At 66.8% G+C, this 19180-nt stretch carries 13 protein-coding genes and 1 pseudogene; 6 read left to right on the forward strand and 8 right to left on the reverse strand.

Annotated elements, in window-relative coordinates; genetic code table 11:
* Window positions 1-141 precede the first annotated feature (141 nt).
* Entirely contained in the window at window positions 142-798 is a 657-nt protein-coding gene (locus WCE59_RS07515; protein ID WP_343258131.1) for a thiopurine S-methyltransferase, read from the forward strand.
* A 240-nt stretch (window positions 799-1038) separates the two neighbouring features.
* Here the strand turns inward: WCE59_RS07515 and bfr are convergent, their stop codons facing one another.
* The gene (bfr, locus tag WCE59_RS07520) at window positions 1039-1524 is read right to left on the reverse strand and encodes a bacterioferritin (RefSeq protein ID WP_343258132.1); all 486 of its coding nucleotides are present in this window, start codon (window positions 1522-1524) and stop codon (window positions 1039-1041) included.
* 103 nt (window positions 1525-1627) lie between these two features.
* Window positions 1628-2884: a sodium/glutamate symporter gene (gene gltS / locus WCE59_RS07525; protein ID WP_343258133.1), complete on the reverse strand. Its 1257-nt coding sequence runs from the start codon at window positions 2882-2884 to the stop codon at window positions 1628-1630.
* A 58-nt stretch (window positions 2885-2942) separates the two neighbouring features.
* Between gltS and WCE59_RS07530 the strand changes: the two genes are divergently transcribed.
* Window positions 2943-5330, forward strand: coding sequence for a penicillin acylase family protein (locus WCE59_RS07530; protein ID WP_343258134.1), 2388 nt, complete (start codon window positions 2943-2945; stop codon window positions 5328-5330).
* A gap of 183 nt (window positions 5331-5513) precedes the next feature.
* Here the strand turns inward: WCE59_RS07530 and dapE are convergent, their stop codons facing one another.
* Both dapE and WCE59_RS07540 read right to left on the reverse strand, forming a co-directional pair.
* Window positions 5514-6641 carry a succinyl-diaminopimelate desuccinylase gene (dapE, locus tag WCE59_RS07535; protein WP_343258135.1) on the reverse strand — a complete coding sequence of 376 codons (1128 nt, stop codon included), beginning with the start codon at window positions 6639-6641 and terminating at the stop codon, window positions 5514-5516.
* Window positions 6642-6849: 208 nt separating this feature from the next.
* The gene (locus WCE59_RS07540; protein ID WP_343258136.1) at window positions 6850-7206 is read right to left on the reverse strand and encodes a Spx/MgsR family RNA polymerase-binding regulatory protein; all 357 of its coding nucleotides are present in this window, start codon (window positions 7204-7206) and stop codon (window positions 6850-6852) included.
* Between the two features lie 80 nt (window positions 7207-7286).
* Between WCE59_RS07540 and WCE59_RS07545 the strand changes: the two genes are divergently transcribed.
* The gene (locus WCE59_RS07545) at window positions 7287-8606 is read left to right on the forward strand and encodes an MFS transporter (RefSeq protein ID WP_343258137.1); all 1320 of its coding nucleotides are present in this window, start codon (window positions 7287-7289) and stop codon (window positions 8604-8606) included.
* Here WCE59_RS07545 and dapD read toward each other — a convergent pair.
* The 3 genes and pseudogenes from dapD to map all read right to left on the reverse strand — a co-directional run.
* Window positions 8578-9402: pseudogene (gene dapD, locus WCE59_RS07550) on the reverse strand (2,3,4,5-tetrahydropyridine-2,6-dicarboxylate N-succinyltransferase); the annotation flags it as partial. The gene WCE59_RS07545 and the pseudogene dapD overlap by 29 nt on opposite strands.
* 117 nt (window positions 9403-9519) lie before the next feature.
* Window positions 9520-12141 carry a [protein-PII] uridylyltransferase gene (glnD, locus tag WCE59_RS07555; protein ID WP_343258138.1) on the reverse strand — a complete coding sequence of 874 codons (2622 nt, stop codon included), beginning with the start codon at window positions 12139-12141 and terminating at the stop codon, window positions 9520-9522.
* A 5-nt stretch (window positions 12142-12146) separates the two neighbouring features.
* Complete coding sequence (map, locus tag WCE59_RS07560; RefSeq protein WP_343258139.1) at window positions 12147-12926, reverse strand: type I methionyl aminopeptidase; 780 nt, start codon at window positions 12924-12926, stop codon at window positions 12147-12149.
* A 305-nt stretch (window positions 12927-13231) separates the two neighbouring features.
* Between map and rpsB the strand changes: the two genes are divergently transcribed.
* Both rpsB and tsf read left to right on the forward strand, forming a co-directional pair.
* Window positions 13232-14119: a 30S ribosomal protein S2 gene (gene rpsB, locus WCE59_RS07565; RefSeq protein ID WP_343258140.1), complete on the forward strand. Its 888-nt coding sequence runs from the start codon at window positions 13232-13234 to the stop codon at window positions 14117-14119.
* A gap of 33 nt (window positions 14120-14152) precedes the next feature.
* Complete coding sequence (gene tsf, locus WCE59_RS07570; protein ID WP_343258141.1) at window positions 14153-15031, forward strand: translation elongation factor Ts; 879 nt, start codon at window positions 14153-14155, stop codon at window positions 15029-15031.
* Window positions 15032-15169: 138 nt separating this feature from the next.
* On the opposite strand, the gene WCE59_RS07575 is transcribed toward tsf, so the two are convergent.
* Window positions 15170-18202, reverse strand: coding sequence for a TonB-dependent receptor (locus WCE59_RS07575; protein WP_343258142.1), 3033 nt, complete (start codon window positions 18200-18202; stop codon window positions 15170-15172).
* Window positions 18203-18433: 231 nt separating this feature from the next.
* Between WCE59_RS07575 and pyrH the strand changes: the two genes are divergently transcribed.
* Window positions 18434-19156 carry a UMP kinase gene (gene pyrH / locus WCE59_RS07580; RefSeq protein WP_343258143.1) on the forward strand — a complete coding sequence of 241 codons (723 nt, stop codon included), beginning with the start codon at window positions 18434-18436 and terminating at the stop codon, window positions 19154-19156.
* Window positions 19157-19180 lie beyond the last annotated feature (24 nt).

Below are 19180 nucleotides of genomic sequence, written 5' to 3' on the forward strand. Positions count from 1 at the left end.
CCCCCCCCCCCCCCCCCCCCCCCCCCCCCCCCCCCCCCCCCCCCCCCCCCCCCCCCCCCCCCCCCCCCCCCCCCCCCCCCCCCCCCCCCCCCCCCCCCCCCCCCCCCCCCCCCCCCCGCTCCTACAACGGAGGATGGAATTTTGGAACCTGATTTCTGGCATGAGCGCTGGCAGGAGGGACGGATCGGCTTCCACCAGGATCGGCCGCTGCCGCTGCTGTGCAAGCACTGGCCCACGCTGAACCTGGCAACGGGCAGCCGGGTATTCGTGCCGCTGTGCGGCAAGTCGGTGGACATGGCCTGGCTGGCCAAACGCGGACACCGGGTGCTGGGCGTGGAGCTGTCGGAAGTGGCGGTACGGCAATTCTTCGACGAATGCGGGCTGGTGCCTGCAACGCACGAAAGCCGGTTCGGGATGCACTACAGCGCCGGTCCGTTTGAGCTGATCTGCGGCGACGCGTTCGCGCTGGATGAGGGCGCGCTGGCCGACTGCGCTGCGGTGTACGACCGCGCCGCCCTGATCGCCCTGCCGCCGGAGATGCGTGCGCGTTATGCCGATACGCTCTGGCGCCGCCTGCCAGCCGGCTGCGACGGGCTGCTTATCACCCTGGAATACCCGCAGGAGCAGAAAAACGGCCCGCCGTTTTCAGTGATCGAAGCCGAAGTCCGACAGCTGCTGGAGCCGGAATGGGATGTCTCCGTGCTTGAGCGGCGCGACATCCTCGCCAACGAGGACCGCTTCCGCGAGGCCGGCGTCACCGCCCTCAACACCACCGTCTACCGCACCCGCCGCCGCTGACGACCGGCGTCATGGCCGCCGTTGTCCCGCCACTGCCACACGCCCGGAATCACTGCCGCACGCCCGGAACCATGTAGGAGCGCGCCATGCGCGCGAAACCGCGTGACATTTGGCGCCTCGGTGGGGCTTCGGTCACCGCGATGGGTCCGACGCCATTTCGCGATCTCTGGATTCACGCGGTTTCGCGCGCATGGCGCGCTCCTACAGGCAACCCGGCATCCGGGTCGCCGCGCTGGGTAATCAGCCGTGCTCGGGCTCCTGGCCCATGCGCTTCTGCTGGTAGTTCTGCATGCCCACCATTTCGATCAGGCGCAGCTGCTTTTCCAGCCAGTAGGTGTGGTCTTCCTCGGTGTCGGCCTGCTGCTTGACCAGCATTTCGCGTGTCACGTAATCGCCGTGCTTCTCGCACAGGGCAATGCCCTTGGCGAGGTTCTCGCGCACGCTGTATTCCAGGTCCAGATCCTTGCGCAGCATTTCCGTGAGGGTCTTGCCGGGCTCGATCGGATCCGGGCGCATGTCCGGCTCGCCTTCCAGGAACAGGATCCGGCGCAGGATCGCATCCGCATGCTCGGTTTCCTCTTCCATCTCGTGGTTGATGCGCTCGTAGATCTCGTACAGCCCCAGATCCTCGTAGCGGCGCGAATGCAGGAAATACTGGTCGCGTGCCGCAAGCTCCCCGCGCAGCAGGAAGTTCAGGTAATCAACGATTTCGGCATTTCCCTTCATCGCGAAGGCTCCATCAGAAACGGGGGACCGGACCAGTATGCCGGTCCTGCGCATTCCATGCCGGGATGAGAACGACTGCCTTTCCCATTCCCGTTTCCGCCCTTCAGCCGGCCATCACCCCTACGATCACCGCGTTGGCGATGTCGATGAAGAAGCCGCACACCAGCGGCACGATCACGAACGCCCGCGGCGCGGCGCCGTACTCGCGGCTGACCGCGGTCATATTGGCCATGGCGGTCGCGGTGGAGCCCAGCGCGATGCCGCCGAAGGCCGAGCTGACCACCGCCGCCTCGTAGTCACCGCCCATCGCCTTGAACACCACCAGCACCGAGAACAGCACCACCAGGGTGATCTGCACCAGCATCGCCACCGTCATGAAACCAAGCAGCGGCTCGAGCACCCACAGCTGCAGGCCCATCAGTGCCATCACCAGGAACAGGCCCAGGCTGATGTCGGAGATCAGCGCAATGCCCGGCTGCATCGTTTCCAGCTTCCACATGCGCCGTCCGTTGGGGGCCAACAGGTCACCCAGCAGCCGCAGCAGGATGCCGGCCAGGAGCGCGCCGACAAAGCCCGGTAGCAGCAGCCCGGCCTCGCTGATCAGGTGGCTGACGCCGTGGCCGAGCATCAACGCGATGTTGAGCCAGAACAGCGCCAGCAGTACGCCGGCGTAATCCAGGGTGGCGCGGGATTCATCGCCGTAGAGCGTGCCGACCTCCAGCTCCGCATCGGCCGAGGGCATCACCGGATGACGCTTGATCAGCCAGCCGGCGATCGGCCCGCCGACCACGCAGGCGGCAATCATGCCGACCATGTTGGAAGCCAGTCCGATCTCGCCGGCGTTGGCAATGCCGAGCTCTTCAACAAAGTGCGGGGTCCAGGCAACGGTGGTGCCCACCCCGCCGGTGAGCGAGACCGAACCCACCATCAGCCCGGCCCGCAGGTCCATGCCGAACAGTCCCGCCAGCCCCATGCCCACCAGGTTCTGGAACACGATGTAGAAGCCGGCCAGCGCCAGCAGTACCACCAGCTTCCAGCCGCCCTTGCGCAGCGAGGCGACGTTGGAGTTCAGCCCGAGCGCGGCGAAGAAGTACAGCAGGAACATGTCGCGCGCACCAAGCTCGAAGTCCACCTCCATGCCCATGCCGTAGTACAGCGCGCACACCACCGCCGCACACAGCACGCCGCCAACCACCGGCTCGGGAATGCTGTAGCGGCGCAGGGTGGCAACGCGGGCGGACAGGCCCTTGCCGACGAACAGCAGCAGGATCGCCAGGGTCACGCTGGGCAGGGCTTCGATGGTGGTGAGCTGCGGCAGTGCGTCGATGCCTGGCAGGCGGGTGATGGCGGTTTCGATCATGTCCCAACTTTACTGCAGGCCCTGTAAGGTGCGCGCTGTCCTCCAGCCGGTCCGCTCCATGCGCAAATGGTTGCCGCGAATCGCCGTCCTGTTGATTGCCCTGGTGCTGCTGGCATCGCTGGCAGTGTGGCTGACGCTGCGCGCCAGCCTGCCTGCGCTGGAAGGTCGGCACGCCCTGTCCGGCTTGACCGCGCCGGCGCAGGTGCAGCGCGATGCGCTGGGCGTCGTGACCATCGATGCTTTCAACGCCGTCGATGCAGCGCGCGCGCTTGGCTATGTACACGCGCAGGAGCGCTGGTTCGAGATGGACCTGCTGCGGCGCAGCTCGGCCGGCGAGCTGTCGGCGCTGTTCGGCCCGCTCGCAGTGGATGCGGACCGCAAGGCGCGGCGCCACCGGCTGCGGGCGCGGATCGAAGCGGATCTGCAGGCCATCGCCGGAGAGCACATGCCCCAGCTGCAGGCCTATGCGGAAGGTGCCAACGCCGGCCTGTCCGACCTCGGCACGCGGCCATGGCCCTACCTGCTGCTGCGCCAGCAGCCGGAACCGTGGACCCCGGTGGATTCGATCCTGGCCGGCTACGCGATGTACTTCGACCTGCAGGGGGGCACCAACCGCCGGGAGCTGCTGTGGTGGAAGATGGCTCCGCATCTGCCCCCGGCGCTGCGGCAACTGCTGGCGCACGAGGGCAGCGAATGGGACGCGCCGCTGATGGGCCGGGCCCGCGGCAACGCAGTGCTGCCTGGTCCGGGGGAAGTAGACCTGCGCAGGCTGCCGGTGCCGGAGACGGATGCCCCTGCCGCCCTGTCCGACCGCGGCACGCCGGGCAGCAACAACTTCGCCGTGGGCGGCGCGCTGACTGCCGATGGGCGCGCCATCGTTGCCGACGACATGCACCTTGGCCTGGGCGCGCCCAACCTCTGGTTCCGCGCACGGCTGCGCTGGGCGGATGACGCGGCAACGGGTGGGCGGGTGGATGTGTCCGGCTTCACCCTGCCCGGCCTGCCAGCAGTGATCGTGGGCAGCAATGGCCACGTGGCCTGGGGCTTCACCAACAGCTATGGGGATTACATGGACTGGCGGCTGGACAGCCCGTGCGCCAATGGGGAGCGCCTCGACGGCTGCGAAGCGATCACGCGACATCTGGAAACCATCAGCGTCTCGGGCGGCGACGATGTCACGCTGGAGGTGCGTGAAACAGCGTGGGGCCCGGTGATGGAGACGCTGGATGACGGCCGCTTGCTCAGCCTTCGCTGGGTTGCGCACCTGACCGGTGCCATCAACCTCGGCCTGGTGGACCTTGCCGTCGCCGGTGACCTGGACGAAGCGCTGGCTGTGGCCGACCGCATCGCCGTTCCCACCCAGAACCTGGTGATCGGTGATCGCACTGGCCGAATTGCGTGGCGCCTGCTGGGGCCGCTGCCGGTGCGTGATGACGGGTGCGCGCAGCGGTTGTCGATTGAGCCAACAGTGTCAGGCAGCGATGCGGGACGGAACGGTCAGGCGGCTTGTGCGGCCTGGACCATCGCCACCGATCGCTCACCCACGATTGTGGATCCAACGGACCACCGCCTGTGGACTGCCAATGCGAGGGTGGTGGATGGGGAGGCGCTGGGCCTGGTGGGTGACGGCGGCTACGCCTTTGGCGCGCGCCAGAAGCAGATCCGCGACCTGCTACTGGCCAGCGAAACGTTCACCGAGCAGGACCTGCTGGCAATCCAGCTGGATACACGGGCCATGGCGCTCCACCGCTGGTGGCGCCTGCTGGACGGTCTGCCGCCGCACGATGATGCGCCCGCGCTGCTGGAACTGGCCACCGCGGCTTCGGACTGGAACGCGCGTGCGGACATTGATTCGGTCAGCTACCGGATCGTCCGCGCGTGGCGCCTGGCGGTACACGCGCGCATTGCCGATGCGCTGACCGCCCCCGCCCGGGTGGCGCTGGGCGAGGACTTCAGCATGCCCGACCTGCCGCAGTTGGAAGGCATCGTCTGGCCGCTGGTGACCGAGCGGCCGGCGCACTTGCTGTCCCCCCGCTTCGTCAGCTGGCACGCGCTGTTCGAAGACGCCGCGCGCGAGGTTCGGGACGGACTGACGGTCCAGGGTCCGCTGGACAGGCGCAGTTGGGGCGAGCGCAATACCGCGCGCATCTGTCATCCGATGGCAGCAGCGGTCCCGCTGATCGGTCGGCGGATGCTGTGCATGCCCGCGGAACCGCTGCCCGGCGACGGCATGATGCCGAGGGTGCAGGGAGCTTCGTTTGGTGCGTCGCAGCGGATGGTCGTGTCACCCGGCCACGAAGAGGACGGCATTGCCCATATGCCCGGCGGCCAGAGCGGCCACCCGCTATCACCGTTCTGGGGCGCCGGCCACGACGACTGGGTCCACGGCCGCCCCACCCCCTTCCTCCCCGGCCCCGCCGAATACACCCTCACCCTGCACCCCTGACGCCCCCACGCGGCCGATCCTGTAGGAGCGCGCCATGCGCGCGAAGCCGCGTGAATTCTGGCGCACGGAGTGGCTTCGGTAACCACGTCGCATCCGAAGCCTCACTGCAACGCCAAGTGTCACGCGGCTTCGCGCGCATGGCGCGCTCCTACAGGGGGAGTCTCGGGTGGTCGGGGTGACGGTTTACAGGAGGCGTTCGATCAGGGCCTGGTAGAGGTCCGGAAGGACTTCCAGGTCGGCGACGAGGATGTTCTCGTCGACCTGGTGGATGCTGGCGTTGGCGGGCCCGATTTCGATGCACTGCGCGCCCAGCGGGGCGATGAAGCGGGCGTCGGAGGTGCCGCCGCCGGTGCTTTCTTCGGGTGGCGCACCGGCGAATTCCGTCAGCACCTCACGTGCGGTGGCGCGCAGCCGGCCTTCCGGGGTGAAAAACGGCTCGCCGCTGCGGTGCCAACGCAGCTGATGGTCCAGCTCGTGACCCGCCAGCAGCGCTTCGACTTCCGCCTCCAGCCGGGGCGCATCCCAATGCGGGTTGTAGCGCAGGTTGAACGTGGCCTTCAGTTCACCGGGAATGACGTTGTCCGCACCGGTGCCGGCGTGCACGTCGCTGATCTGCAGGCTGGTGGGCGGAAAGGTTTCGTAGCCTTCGTCCCACTGGCGCGTGGCCAACTCGGTCAGCGCCGGGGCGACCTGGTGGATGGGATTGCGTGCCTTGTCCGGATACGCCACGTGACCCTGCACGCCGCGCACGGCCAGGTAACCGGTCAGCGAGCCGCGCCGGCCCACCCGCATCAGGTCGCCCAGCTTCTCCTGCGATGAAGGCTCACCGGTGATGCACCAGTCGATGCGCTGGCCGCGCTCGCGGAGCGTCTCCGCCACGTGGCGCACGCCGTCTATGGCCTCGCCCTCCTCGTCCGAAGTGAGCAGCAGGGCCAGGGTGCCCTTGTGGTCGGGGTAGGCGGCGACAAAGCGCTCGGCTGCGACCACGAACGCGGCCACGCCGCTCTTCATGTCGGCGGTACCGCGGCCGTAGAGCACGCCGTTACGGATTTCCGGCTGGAACGGATCGCTGCTCCAAGCTTCGATCGGTCCGGGCGGCACCACGTCGGTGTGGCCCAGCAGCACGAGCACCGGGCCTTCGCCGCTGCCGTGGGTGGCCCAGAGGTTGTCGACTTCGCCGTAGCGCAGGTGTTCGCAGCTGAAACCGGCGCGCTTCAGACGCTGTGCGATGAGGGGCTGGCACCCCGCATCATCCGGCGTGACCGAAGGACGGGAGATCAGGTCTTTCAGCAGCTCGAGCACGTCGGACATATCGATTGTTCCAATGTAGAAGCGCGCCATGCGCGCGAAGCCGCGTGACACCCGTCACCAGCAGATAGCCGCCACCACAAGGGTCCGGTGGGCAATGCGGTGCGCAACCCATTCGGGCCACGACGCTGTTCACGCGGCTTCGCGCGCATGGCGCGCTCCTACAGGTGGGCTGCCGGTTTCTGGGAGGGCAGCACGCTGTGCACCGGGATCAGGTGATGTTGAAGCGGTCCTTGAAGCCGTTGTCGGAGAAGCGCTGGGTGACCTTGCCGTCGTCGGTGACTACCACCGGGCGGCGGATCAGCTGCGGATATTCGCGCAGCAGCAGCTTCCACTCGGCATCGCTGGAGGCGCCCTTGCGATTGTCGGGCAGCTCGCGCCAGGTGGTGGATGACTTGTTGATCATGGCCTCGAAGCCGCCAAGTTGTCCGGCCCAGTCCACCAACACTTCGGGAGCGGGCTTGTTCTCGCGGTAGTCGATGAATTCGTGTTCGACGCCGAAGCGCTCCAGCCACTTGCGAGCCTTGCGGCAGGTGTCGCAGTTCTTCAATCCGTAAATCGTTGTCACGGGTTCCTCCAGCAGTTCGATGCCCCATTGTAAGAGCGCCCATGCGTGCCAGGCCCGCCGCCCTGGGCCAAACTATGCCCATGGCCACTTCCCTCAAGCTGTACCAGCGTCTGGTCAAAGCTGATCGTTCGAACCAGGGCCCGGAGCAGCAGACGGCCACCGCCCGCAACGGCCTGCGTCAGGTCGCCGCCAGCACGCTGCAGGCCATCGGCGACCAGGTGGTGAATGCAAAGACCGTGCTGCCGTGGCTGTTCGCCTCGCTGGGCGTGCCCGCGGTGCTGATCGGGCTGCTGGTGCCGATCCGCGAATCGGGGTCGATGCTCCCGCAGGCCGCGCTGACACCATGGATCAAGCGGCTGCGGCCGCGGCGCTCGGCCTGGATCGCCGGCGCCGTCGGCCAGGCGGTCGCGACCGCGCTGATGGCGTTCGCAGCGGCGGCGATGCGTGGGACCTCGGCAGGTGTGCTGATCCTGGCCGCGCTGGCCCTGTTCGCCCTGTCGCGCTCGCTCTGCTCGCTGGCCGGCAAAGACGTGATGGGCGACACCGTGCCCAAGGGCGAACGCGGCCAGATCAACGGCGTCAGCACGATGCTGTCCGGCGCGCTGGCAGTCACCCTTGGCCTGGCGATCCGCGTGCTCGGCGGCGGCGACATTTCGCCGCTGGCGCTGGCGGCGCTTCTGGGCGTGGCCGCACTGGCATGGGTGCTCGCCGCGGTGGTGTATGCAGGCGTCCGCGAGCCGGATGCCGCCGTGCCCGACACGCCCGATGACACGCGTGCGGGCTGGGTCCAGTCGTCGTGGCGGCTGCTGCGCGAGGACCAGCCGTTCCGCCGCTTCGTTATCGCCCGCACCCTGCTGCTGGTCTCCGCGCTCAGTCCACCGTTCGTGGTGGCGATGGCCGCGAGCGTGGGCGGCGTGGGGCTGGGCGGACTGGGGCCTTTTGTGATCGCACAGGGACTGGCCAGCCTGGTGGGCGGCAGGCCGTTCGGCAGGATGGCTGACCGGTCATCGCGGCAGTTGATGAGCTGGGGCGCCGGCATTGCCTCGGCAGTGCTGCTGGTGTTCCTGGCGGTGCTGGCGCTGCCCGGCATGCGCACGCAATGGTGGCTGTACCCGGCGGTGTATCTGCTGCTGGTGCTGGTGCACACGGCGGTGCGGGTGGCACGCAAAACCTATGTGGTGGACATGGCCGAGGGCGACCGCCGCACCGAGTACGTGGCCGTCGCCAATACCGCCATGGGCGCGCTGCTGCTGGTGATCGGCGGGCTGTCCGGCGCCCTGGCTGCGCTGGGGCCGGAGATTGCGCTGGGCTTCCTGGCGCTGCTGGGGCTGGCCGGCGTGCTGGTGGGGCGCAGCTTGCCGGAGGTGGGTCTCAAGCCAGGCCGCGCAGCAGCTCGTTGACCGAGGTCTTGGCGCGGGTACGGTCGTCGACCTGCTTGACGATCACCGCGCAGTAGAGGGAATGACTGCCGTCTTCGGCGGGCAGCGAACCGGCGACCACCACGCTGCCGGGCGGCACGTAGCCGTAGCTGACCTCGCCGGTCGCACGGTTGTAGATGCGGGTGCTCTGGCCCAGGAACACGCCCATGCCGATCACGCTGTTGCGGCCCACCACCACGCCTTCCACCACTTCCGAGCGCGCACCGATGAAGCAGTTGTCCTCGATGATCGTTGGCGAGGCCTGCAGCGGCTCAAGCACGCCGCCGATGCCAGCGCCGCCGGAGATGTGGCAGTGCGCGCCAATCTGCGCGCACGAGCCCACCGTGGCCCAGGTATCCACCATGGTGCCCTCGCCCACATACGCGCCGATGTTGATGAAGCTCGGCATCAGCACCACGTCGCGCCCCAGGTGGCTGCCGCGCCGGGCCACGGCGCCCGGCACCACGCGCACGCCCAGCTTGCGGAACGCGGCTTCGTCAAAGCCGGCGAACCGCGCCTCGATCTTGTCCCAGAACGGCGCAGGCCAGGATTCGACCAGCGACATCTCGTTGATGCGGAAGTACAGCAGCACGGCCTTCTTCAGCCACTCATTGACCTGCCAGCCGTGCGTGCCTTCTCCGGCGGCGCCCTCTTCCGGCTGGGCCACGCGCAGGTAGCCGGCCTCCAGGCCCACCAGGGCGTGTTCCACTGCCGGACGCACGCTGCCTTCGATCTCCTCGGGAGTCAGCGCGGTGCGCCGGTTGAAGGCGGATTCGATGGTGTGGCGGATGCCGGAGATGCTGTCTTCGGAAAAGTCGTAATGGGTCATGGGGTGATCTGAACTTCCATATGTGAGGTGAAACGGAACAGACCGACGCGTGCTTTCGCGCTCGGATCAGCCGGGATTTTCTCCATCCAAGCTGGCCAGCAGCGCTTCGCGCAGGGCCTCTCGACGGGCTTCATCCAGCGGCTGGTTCTGTTCGTCAGTGAGTTTGAACACGTCTTCCACCCGCTCGCCGAACGTGGCGATGCGGGCGTCATGCACGCGCAGACGCTGCTCGCGCAGCACGTGGGCCACATCGGCCAGCAGGCCGGGGCGGTCAGTGCAGACCAGGCTGAAAATGGTCTGGCGGCCGTCGGCGGTCTGGTCGAAGGCGATCTGCGGCACGATCCGGAAGTGGCGCAGGTGGCGCGGCTGGTTGCGCCGTGCGGGGCGCACATCCAGCGATCCGGCCAACACCGTCGCCAGCTTGCGCTCGATCGCGGCCGGCTCCAGCATGAAGCGCGGGTCGGTGGGCAACACCTGGAAGGTATCGAAGATGGTGCCGTGCGGGCCGTCCAGCGCGCGCGCCTGCTGGATCGCCAGGCCGCAGCGGTCCAGGGTGATCGCAATCGCGGTGAACAGGCCGTCGCGGTCCCGCGAATGCACGAACACTTCCAGCGCCTGCGCGCCTTCGGCCAGGCGCCGCACCTTGATCACGGTATCGCCGGGCCGGGTGCCATTGAGCGCCCGCGCCTGCCAGGCGGCCTGATCGGGACGGCCGCGCATGAACACCGTTTCCGGCATGCGTTCGAACAGCGCATCGGCGCCGTCCTCGTCGACACCGTGGGCGGCCAGCAGCTCGCGGGCGTGATCACGGGTTTCGGCGATCCGCTCCACCGCCGCCACCGGATTCTCCAGCCCGCGCCGCAACGCCAGGCGGGTGGCGGTGCGCAGGTCGGTGAGCAGCCGGTCCTTCCACGCGTTCCACATCTGTGGCGAAGTACCGGCGATGTCGGCGCAGGTGAGCAGGTACAGGTAATCGAGCCGCTCCCGATCCGCCACTTCCGTAGCGAAGGCATGGATGACCTGGGGGTCGGAAATGTCCAGCTTCTGCGCCGTGGTGGACATCAGCAGGTGACGGCGCACCAGCCATTCCACCAGCGAGGCGTCGGCTTCGCCCAGGCCATGGCCCAGGCAGAACTCGCGCGCGTCCACCGCGCCCAGTTCCGAATGGTCGCCACCGCGACCCTTGGCAATATCGTGAAACAGGCCGGCCAGCAGCAGCAATTCCGGCTTGCGCAGGTACGGCCAGACTTCATGCGCTGCATCAAAGCGCGGGTCCGGATCTTCCGCGCCGAAACCGGCAATGTTGCGCAGCACCGCCAGCGTGTGCTGGTCGACCGTATACATGTGGAACAGGTCGAACTGCATGCGGCCGGTGACCTGGGCGTATTCCGGGATCCAGGCACCCAGCACGCCCAGCCGCGACAGGCGCTCCAGCGTGCGCACCGGCGCCGGCCCGCGCAGCAGCTTCAGAAAGCGCTTGCGCAGGCTCATTTCGGCATCGCGCCAGGTGGGCAGTGCGTGCAGGGATTCGGCCAGCGCGCGCTCGGTCTGCGAATGCAGCCCGCGCACCTGCGGCAGTCCGGCCCAAACCGCGAACAGATCGAACACCCGGCCCACATCGTTGCCCGGCCAGACCTCGTCGCGGGCCGCCAGGTAACCGCGGCGGGTGGCGAACGCGTCGTCCAGTACCACCAGTTCACCCTCGCCTTCCAGGTGTTCTTCGAAGCGCTGGATCAGCCGCTCGCTGATCCGCAGCACCACCGCCGCGCTGCGGTAGAACTGCTGCATCATCTTTTCGACCAGCGCGTTATCGGCCTCTTCCACGTGCGCCAGCCGCGCCGCCAGTGCTTTCTGGTGATCGAAGCGCAGCCGCTCTTCGGCCTTGCCCGATACCAGGTGCAGACCGAAACGCAGCCGCGACAGCGTGCGCCGCTCGCGCTCCAGGGTGGCGTGTTCGTCCACCCCCAGCAGGCCCAGGGTAATCAGCTGCTCCATGCTGTGCGCATCCAGCACCCGTCGCGCCAGCCAGCGCAGGGTCTGCACATCGCGCAGGCCGCCGGGGCCGTCCTTGAGGTTGGGCTCCAGGTTGTCGGAGGTATCGCCATAGCGGGCGTGGCGCCGGCGCTGCTCGGCCAGCTTGCCGGCGTAGTACTCGGCTGGTGGCCAGGTGCGCTCGATCGAGATCGCATCGTTCAGCCGCCGCACTTCGGCCAGGTTGGCCAGCAGCGGGCGCGCTTCCTGCAGCGAGGTCTGCACGGTGATGTCGGTGGCCGCCATGCCGGTGCACTCTTCGGCACTGCGCACCGCGTGCCCGACCGGCAGGCCGGCGTCCCAGAGCAGCGCGAACAGGCGTGCCAGTTCTTCCCGGCAATCCATCGGCGAGCCATCCTCGACCAGCGCCAGCAGGTCGATATCCGATCCCGGGAACAGCTCGCCCCGTCCGTAGCCGCCCACCGCGAACAGCGCCAACGGCGCTTCGGCGGGGATGCAGCGGGCCCAGGCCTGGCGCACGTAGGCGTCCACCGCGTTGACCCGCCCGGCAAGCAGGCGGTCGATGTCTTCACCGGCGTCGAAGCGGCTGGCCAGCTCCGCATCGTGCTCGGCCAGCGCGGCGCGCGCTTCACCGGCCCAGGCGGCGTCATCCACCTGCGTGCGGCCATTCCCCGGGTTCGCAGGCACGGCGGTCATCGGCGTCAGAGGAAAGGTTCGTTGTCGTCACCGGGGATGCGGGTGAGCACATCCACCCCGTCGGCGGTCACGGCCACCATGTGCTCCCACTGCGCCGAGAGCTTGCGGTCCTTGGTCACCACCGTCCAGCCATCAGGCAGCAGCCGGGTGTGGCGCTTGCCCTCATTGATCATCGGCTCGATGGTGAAGGTCATGCCTTCCTGCAGCACCAGGCCCTCGCCCGGGTTGCCGTAGTGCAGTACCTGCGGATCGTCGTGGTACACCTTGCCGATGCCGTGGCCGCAGTATTCGCGCACCACGCTGAAACGCTCGGCCTCGGCCACCTGCTGGATGGCGTGGCCCACATCGCCCAGGGTCGCGCCCGGACGCACTGCATGGATCCCGGCGAACATCGCCTTGCGGGTGGTATCCACCAGCCGGCGCGCCATCACCGAGGGCTCGCCCACGTAATACATGCGGCTGGTGTCGCCGTGCCAGCCGTCCTTGATCACGGTGACATCGATATTGATGATGTCGCCCTCCTTGAGCACCTTCGGCCCGGGGATCCCGTGGCAGATCACGTTGTTGGCCGAGATGCAGGTCGCCTTGGGATAGCCGCGGTAGCCGATGTTGGCCGGCGTGGTGCCCTGCACGTTGACGATGTGCTCGTGGCAGATCCGGTCCAGCTCCTCGGTACTGACGCCGGGCTTCACGTGCGGCGTGATCATCTGCAGCACCTCGGCCGCCAGACGACCGGCCACGCGCATCTTCTCGATTTCTTCGGGGGTCTTGAGATTGATGGTCATCCGGACATTATCGCCGATCACGGGGGCGGGCTGGCAGAGGTACCGATGGGCCCGGGAAAGATTGCGCGATGCGCCTTTTCCGCTATAATTGCCCGCTGGATTGTTCTTTATGGACAATTCCGCCCACGCCGGGCGTCACCGGTGAATACACACCCACTGCAAACCCCCGTGCCGGGGTGCCCTCATGGGGTTCGGTCACGGAGGCAGCGGGGAGGCCCAACCCCGGAACCTTTCGCCCGTCCTGCGGGCGGACCGCCCATTCCCAACAGCCGCGGCGGCCCGGTTCCACTTCAGGAGTTCAAGCAATGCCCCAGATCACCATGCGCCAGATGCTGGAGGCCGGCGTTCACTTCGGCCACCAGACCCGCTACTGGAACCCCAAGATGGCTCCGTACATCTTTGGCGCCCGCGGCAAGATCCACATCATCAACCTTGAAAAGACCATGCCGCTGTTCAGCGACGCGATGAACTTCATCTCGTCGATTGCCCAGAAGCGCGGCATCGTGCTGTTCGTCGGCACCAAGCGCAGCGCCCGCGAAGCGATCAAGGAAGAAGCCGAGCGTTGTGGCATGCCGTTCATGACCCAGCGCTGGCTGGGCGGCACCCTGACCAACTTCGCCACCGTGAAGAAGTCGGTTGGCCGCCTGAAGGAACTGGAATCATTCGAGACCGACGGCACCTTCGAGAAGCTGGTCAAGCACGAAGTGCTGGCCCTGCGCCGCGAACGCGACAAGCTGGAAGCCTCGCTGGGGGGTATCCAGGACATGCCGCGCCTTCCGGACGCGCTGTTCGTGATCGACATCGGCCACGAAAGCATCGCCATCAGCGAAGCACGCAAGCTGGGCATCCCGGTGATCGCCGTGGTTGACACCAACTACGATCCGTCGCTGGTGGACTACGCCATCCCGGGCAACGACGACGCCATCCGCGCCGTGCAGCTGTACGGCCGCGCCGCCGCCGACGCCGTGCTGGAAGGCAAGGCCGCTGCGCCGAGCGCCGCCACCGTGCGCGAAGAGGAATTCACCGACACTGCTGCGCCGGCAAAGAAGGCCCCGAAGAAGGCGGCCGCTGCTGCTGAAGATGCACCGGCGGAAGACACCGCCAAGGAAGAGGCCGCACCGGCTGAGCAGCCCGCAAAGGCCAAGGTGGAAGCCAAGGCTGAAGCCGAAGCTGAAGCTCCCAAGGCCGAATAAGCGCCCTACTCCACTCATTTTCAGAGGACCCCCATGGAAATCACCGCATCACTGGTCAAGGAACTGCGCGAACGCACCGGCGCCGGCATGATGGAGTGCAAGAAGGCGCTCGTCGAAACCAATGGCGACATCGACGCCGCTGCCGAAGCCCTGCGCAAGTCGGGCCTGGCCGCTGCTGACAAGAAGGCCAGCCGCGTTGCTGCCGAAGGCCGCATCGCCACCGCCCAGGAGGGCGGCAAGGCTGCGCTGGTCGAGATCAACTGCGAAACCGACTTCGTGGCCAAGGACGAGAGCTTCCTCGCTTTCGCCGATACCGTGGCCCAGGCCGCGCTGTCGGTCGAGGGCAACGACATCGAAGCCCTGAAGGACGTCAAGCTGGCTTCGGGCGAGACCGTTGAAGAGGCCCGTGCCGCACTGGTCGCCAAGATCGGCGAGAACATCCAGGTGCGTCGCATCTCCCGCGTGGAGAGCAGCAACAACGTGGCCACCTATGTGCACGGCGGCCGCATCGGCGTCGTGGTCGAAGTCCAGGGCGGCGATGCCGAGCTGGCCCGCGGCCTGGCCATGCACGTTGCTGCGATGAACCCTCCGCACAACAAGGCTGCCGACGTTCCGGCCGCCTTCGTTGAGAAGGAGAAGGAAATCGAAATGGCCAAGATGTCCGAGAAGGACCGCTCCAAGCCGGCCGAAATCCTTGAAAAGATCATCAGCGGCAAGATCAACAAGATCGTCAACGAAGTCACCCTGTACGGCCAGCCGTACGTGCTGGACACCAACGTGACCGTCGAGAAGGCGCTCAAGGCCGCTGGCGCAGACGTGATCGGCTTCCAGCGTCTGGAAGTTGGCGAAGGCATCGAAAAGGTGGTGGAAGACTACGCCGCCGAAGTGATGAAGCAGGCCGGCCTGGCGTAAGCCCGGTCAGTCAAGCTGCAACAGGAAAGGCCGCGGAGCGATCCGCGGTCTTTTTCTTTGCGTCGAAGAAAAAGGCCGCCGGTCGGAACCGGCGGCCAACACCCACGGAGAGATCCGGGCCATGCCCGGCCTTGGGAATCAGAAGTCGTATCGCACCGCGAAGCGGACGCTGCGCGGAGCCGCGTAGCTGACCACCCGCCCGGCATGGGCATAGGGACCACCCGGCCCGCCGTTTTCACCGTATTCAATCCGGTTCTGGGCAACCTGCCGGTCGAACACGTTGAACACGTCCATTGAAAACACCAGCGCGTTGTCGGCAAAAGCCGGGGCGTAAGCGACGCCAAGGTCAACCTTGTTCGCCCACGGCAGCCTGCCCTGGCTGCCGCGCGGCGTGGGCTCGCCATTGCAATAGAAGTAATACGGACCGCCGTACGCCCAGTTGGTGTTGAAATCCTCGTTCTCGGGCGTCTGCGGGTAGTAGCCCATGCAGTTGCGCGGCCGCCCGGAGTTGAGGGTCGCGGTGGCCGAGACGCGCCATTGCGGGTTCAGCTGGTAGAAGCCGTACGCCTTGAGATAGTGGCGCCGGTCGTTGGGCAGGTAGCCATAGGCGTTATCCATCAGTTCGGGATGGTCCCAGTCCTGGGTCTGGGACACGTCCTGCTGGCCGATGTCCGACTTCAGCTGGCCTTCCGCGTTGCCGTAGTTGCGCGAGATCGTGTAGTCCAGCCGTCCGTACCAGGTACCGTCGAACGGCCGCTCCAGGAACACATCGATCCCTTTGTATTTGCGCTTGAGCGCGGGGAACCCCAGCTCCTCGGCGTTCAGCGCGACTTCGACCAGCTGCCCGGTGCCGTCGTCGAGCATGAAGGTATTGCCCTGACCCGGATTGAACAGGCGACAGTTCGCCAGCTCGTTGCCCAGCTGGTCGGCCATGTCCTCCGTCATGCCCTGCCCGATCGCCCAGTTGTAGGCCGGCCGGTAATCGCACATGTCATCGATGGCGGCCTTGAGATCGCGATGCACGAAACGGGCACCGACGTTGATCGTATCGGTGAGCTGCTTCTCGAAGCCCAGGACGAACTCGTCCTGGTAATGCGACTTCAGATTCCGGGCGGCAACCGAATCCGGGTGCGGCGCCTGGCCGTACTCGCGATTGGCCGAGTACGGGCCATCACCCAGCGGGGTCAGGCCGATCGGCTCACCGGTAGCCGGGTCGATATCGGTGAAGGCGAAATACTCATTGGTGTAGAGCGACGCCGCGGCGCCACGCAGGGCGACGTTGTTGGGCATCGCCAGGTGGTAGCGCCCGGCGTTAGCGAACACCTTGAACGTCGAGTCGCCGAACACGTCCCAGCTGGCCCCCAGGCGCGGCGCCCACTGGTCAGACTGCTCCACATACACAATGCCGTCGCCGTTGAAGTTCTTGAAGCTTTCGTTGCGCAGTCCCAGGGTCAACAGCCAGTTGTCGCTCACCTGCCACCTGTCCTCCAGGTAATAGGCGGCCTGCTCCACGGAGAACGTGCCGCCGTTGGCATATGTGTACTGGGAGACATAGTCGCCGTTGCCACCGGGACAGACCGCGCCACCGCCACCGGGAATGGTGCCCACGTCATCGGCGCAGCGGTTGTAGATCCAGCGGTAGCCCGGGCCCGACGTCACCTGGCCGGCACGCGAGGTTGAATCCTGCCGGTCATAGCCGAGGCGGAGCGAGTGGCTGCCCACCCGCCACTCCACGTCCAGCCGCCCGCCGTCGGTTTCGTCATACGCATCGGGGAAGTCCAGCTGGGAGTAGGTGCCGCGCTGCACCGGATTGGCGACCGGGCGGCTGTCGCTGACATAGACCACCGAGGGGTCATACCCGAACGGATCCGCAATATGCTCCTGTTCCTGGCGGCCATAGAGCGCGGTAAGGGTCAGGTTGTCGGTGAGGTAGCCGGTGTAGCGGCCGATGTAGAGCTCACCGCCGTCCTCGTAGTAATAACCTCCCGTCTTGCCACTGCCGCGCACGGTCTGGTTCGAACCCGGCTCGTATTCATAGGGGAAGTAATCGACCGTGTTCTTGGTCACGTCCGAGATCGCGGTGAACTCCAGGATGTGGTTGTCGGTGATGTACCAGTCCAGCTTCGCCATCCACCGCGGGATCTCGTAGTCGTACTCGCGATAGCCGTTGGTGGCGCCGCCGGGCCGGCCGAGCACGCTGGCCTGGTCCTGCTTTTCAACCTCGCCCGAGACGTACATGAACAGCCGGTCGCGGATCAGGGGGCCGCCCGCATAAGCGCCAAAGCTCCATGATTCCAGCTCATGCTCGCGACGCTTCTGGTAGATCAGGCCGTCGTTGGGCGTGTTGTTGTGCGGATAGTAGATGTCGCGCGAATCGGCCCGCAGCGAATCGGGCCGATAGATGAGCTGGCCGCCGAACTCCCACTCGTTGCCGCCGCGCTTGGTCACCATGTTGACCACGCCGCCCGTCGCACGTCCGAACTCGGCGCCATAGCCGCCGGTGATGACCTGCATCTGGCTGACCGCATCGAAGGGAAGCGTGCTCGAGCCCATGTTGGTCAGCGGATTGGTCACCGCATAACCATTGATGTAGAAGGCGTTTTCAGAAGCCGCCGAGCCGCCGAACGAGGCCGTGTTCGGATAACGCGAGTCCGCCTCGACCACCCCCGGGGCAAGCAGCGCTACGGCTTCGATGCTGCGCCCCACCGGCAGCATCTCCAGCTGCTCGGCGGTGAACACGGTGCGGGTATCAGTAGACGACACGTCGATGAATGCCGCCGAAGAGACCCCGGTCACCACCACCCGATCAAGCTCGGTGGCACCCACGCCAGCACCAGCTGGCGAGGTGGCGAAGGACACTTCCTGCCCTCCGCCGATGGTCACCTGCACGCCCTCCCGGGTGGCCAGCACCTGGCCATCCCGCTGCACGGACACCGTGTACCGCCCGGTCGGCAACGAGGTGGCGGAGTAGCGGCCGCTGCCGTCGGCATTGACCTGTCGGGTCAGCCCGGTATCCACGTTGCGCAGGACAATGGTGGTACCCGGTGCGCCGGCGTCGCCGAAGATCGAACCGGCGGTATTGGATTGCGCATGGGCGGTACCTGCGGCCATGCAGGCCAGCAGCGCGACAGCCAGGATTCTGGGACGGACGGAACGCTTGGATGGCAGCACCTGCAAACTCCTGATGAGGACGGGATGGGTGTCACGCCACCGTCATACCCCGCCCCACATGACCCGACAAGGCAGTTATTGCACTGTTTTGTCAAAACATGCCGCTGGTTGCATCCAACTGATACGCACGACACGAAACGCAACCACAGCCTTCATCCGCACGTATGACGGGCATCGGCTAAAATCTCCCTGTTTGCCTGCCCGTCCATCCCGCCCCCGGAGTACACTCCCATGTCCCAGCTCGTCTTTCGCCGTGTCCTGCTCAAACTTTCCGGCGAGGCCCTGATGGGAGAAGAGGATTACGGGATTGATCCGAAGGTCATCGGCCGCCTCGCCCGCGAGGTCATGGAAGTCCAGCAGGCCGGCGCGGAAATCGCCCTGGTGATCGGCGGCGGCAACATCTTCCGCGGCGCGGGCCTGGCCGCCAGCGGCATGGACCGGGTCACCGGCGACCACATGGGCATGCTGGCCACCGTCATCAACGCGCTGGCCATGCAGGACGCGCTGCAGAAGCTGGGCGGCAATGTCCGGGTGATGAGCGCGCTGAAGGTCAACGACGTGTGCGAGGACTACATCCGCGGCCGCGCCATCCGCCATCTGGAAAAGGGCCGGATCGCGATCTTCGCCGCCGGCACCGGCAACCCGTTCTTCACTACCGACTCCGGCGCTGCGCTGCGCGCGATCGAGATCGGCGCCGACCTGCTGCTCAAGGCCACCAAGGTGGATGGCGTATACGACGCAGATCCGGCCAAACACCCCGACGCCAAGCGTTTCGACACCCTCACCTACGATCAGGTGCTGGCCCGCGACCTGCAGGTGATGGACACCGCCGCCTTCGCCCTGTGCCGCGACAGCGACATGCCGCTGCGCATCTTCGACATGGCCCAGCCCGGCCAGCTGCTGCGCATTCTCAAGGGCGAACAGATCGGCACGCTGGTAAAGGGCCGCGGCTGAGGCCGTTCGCTCGCTGCTGCAGCT

The sequence above is a fragment of the Luteimonas qiangzhengi genome (genome assembly GCF_039548515.1).
Lineage (GTDB): Bacteria > Pseudomonadota > Gammaproteobacteria > Xanthomonadales > Xanthomonadaceae > Luteimonas.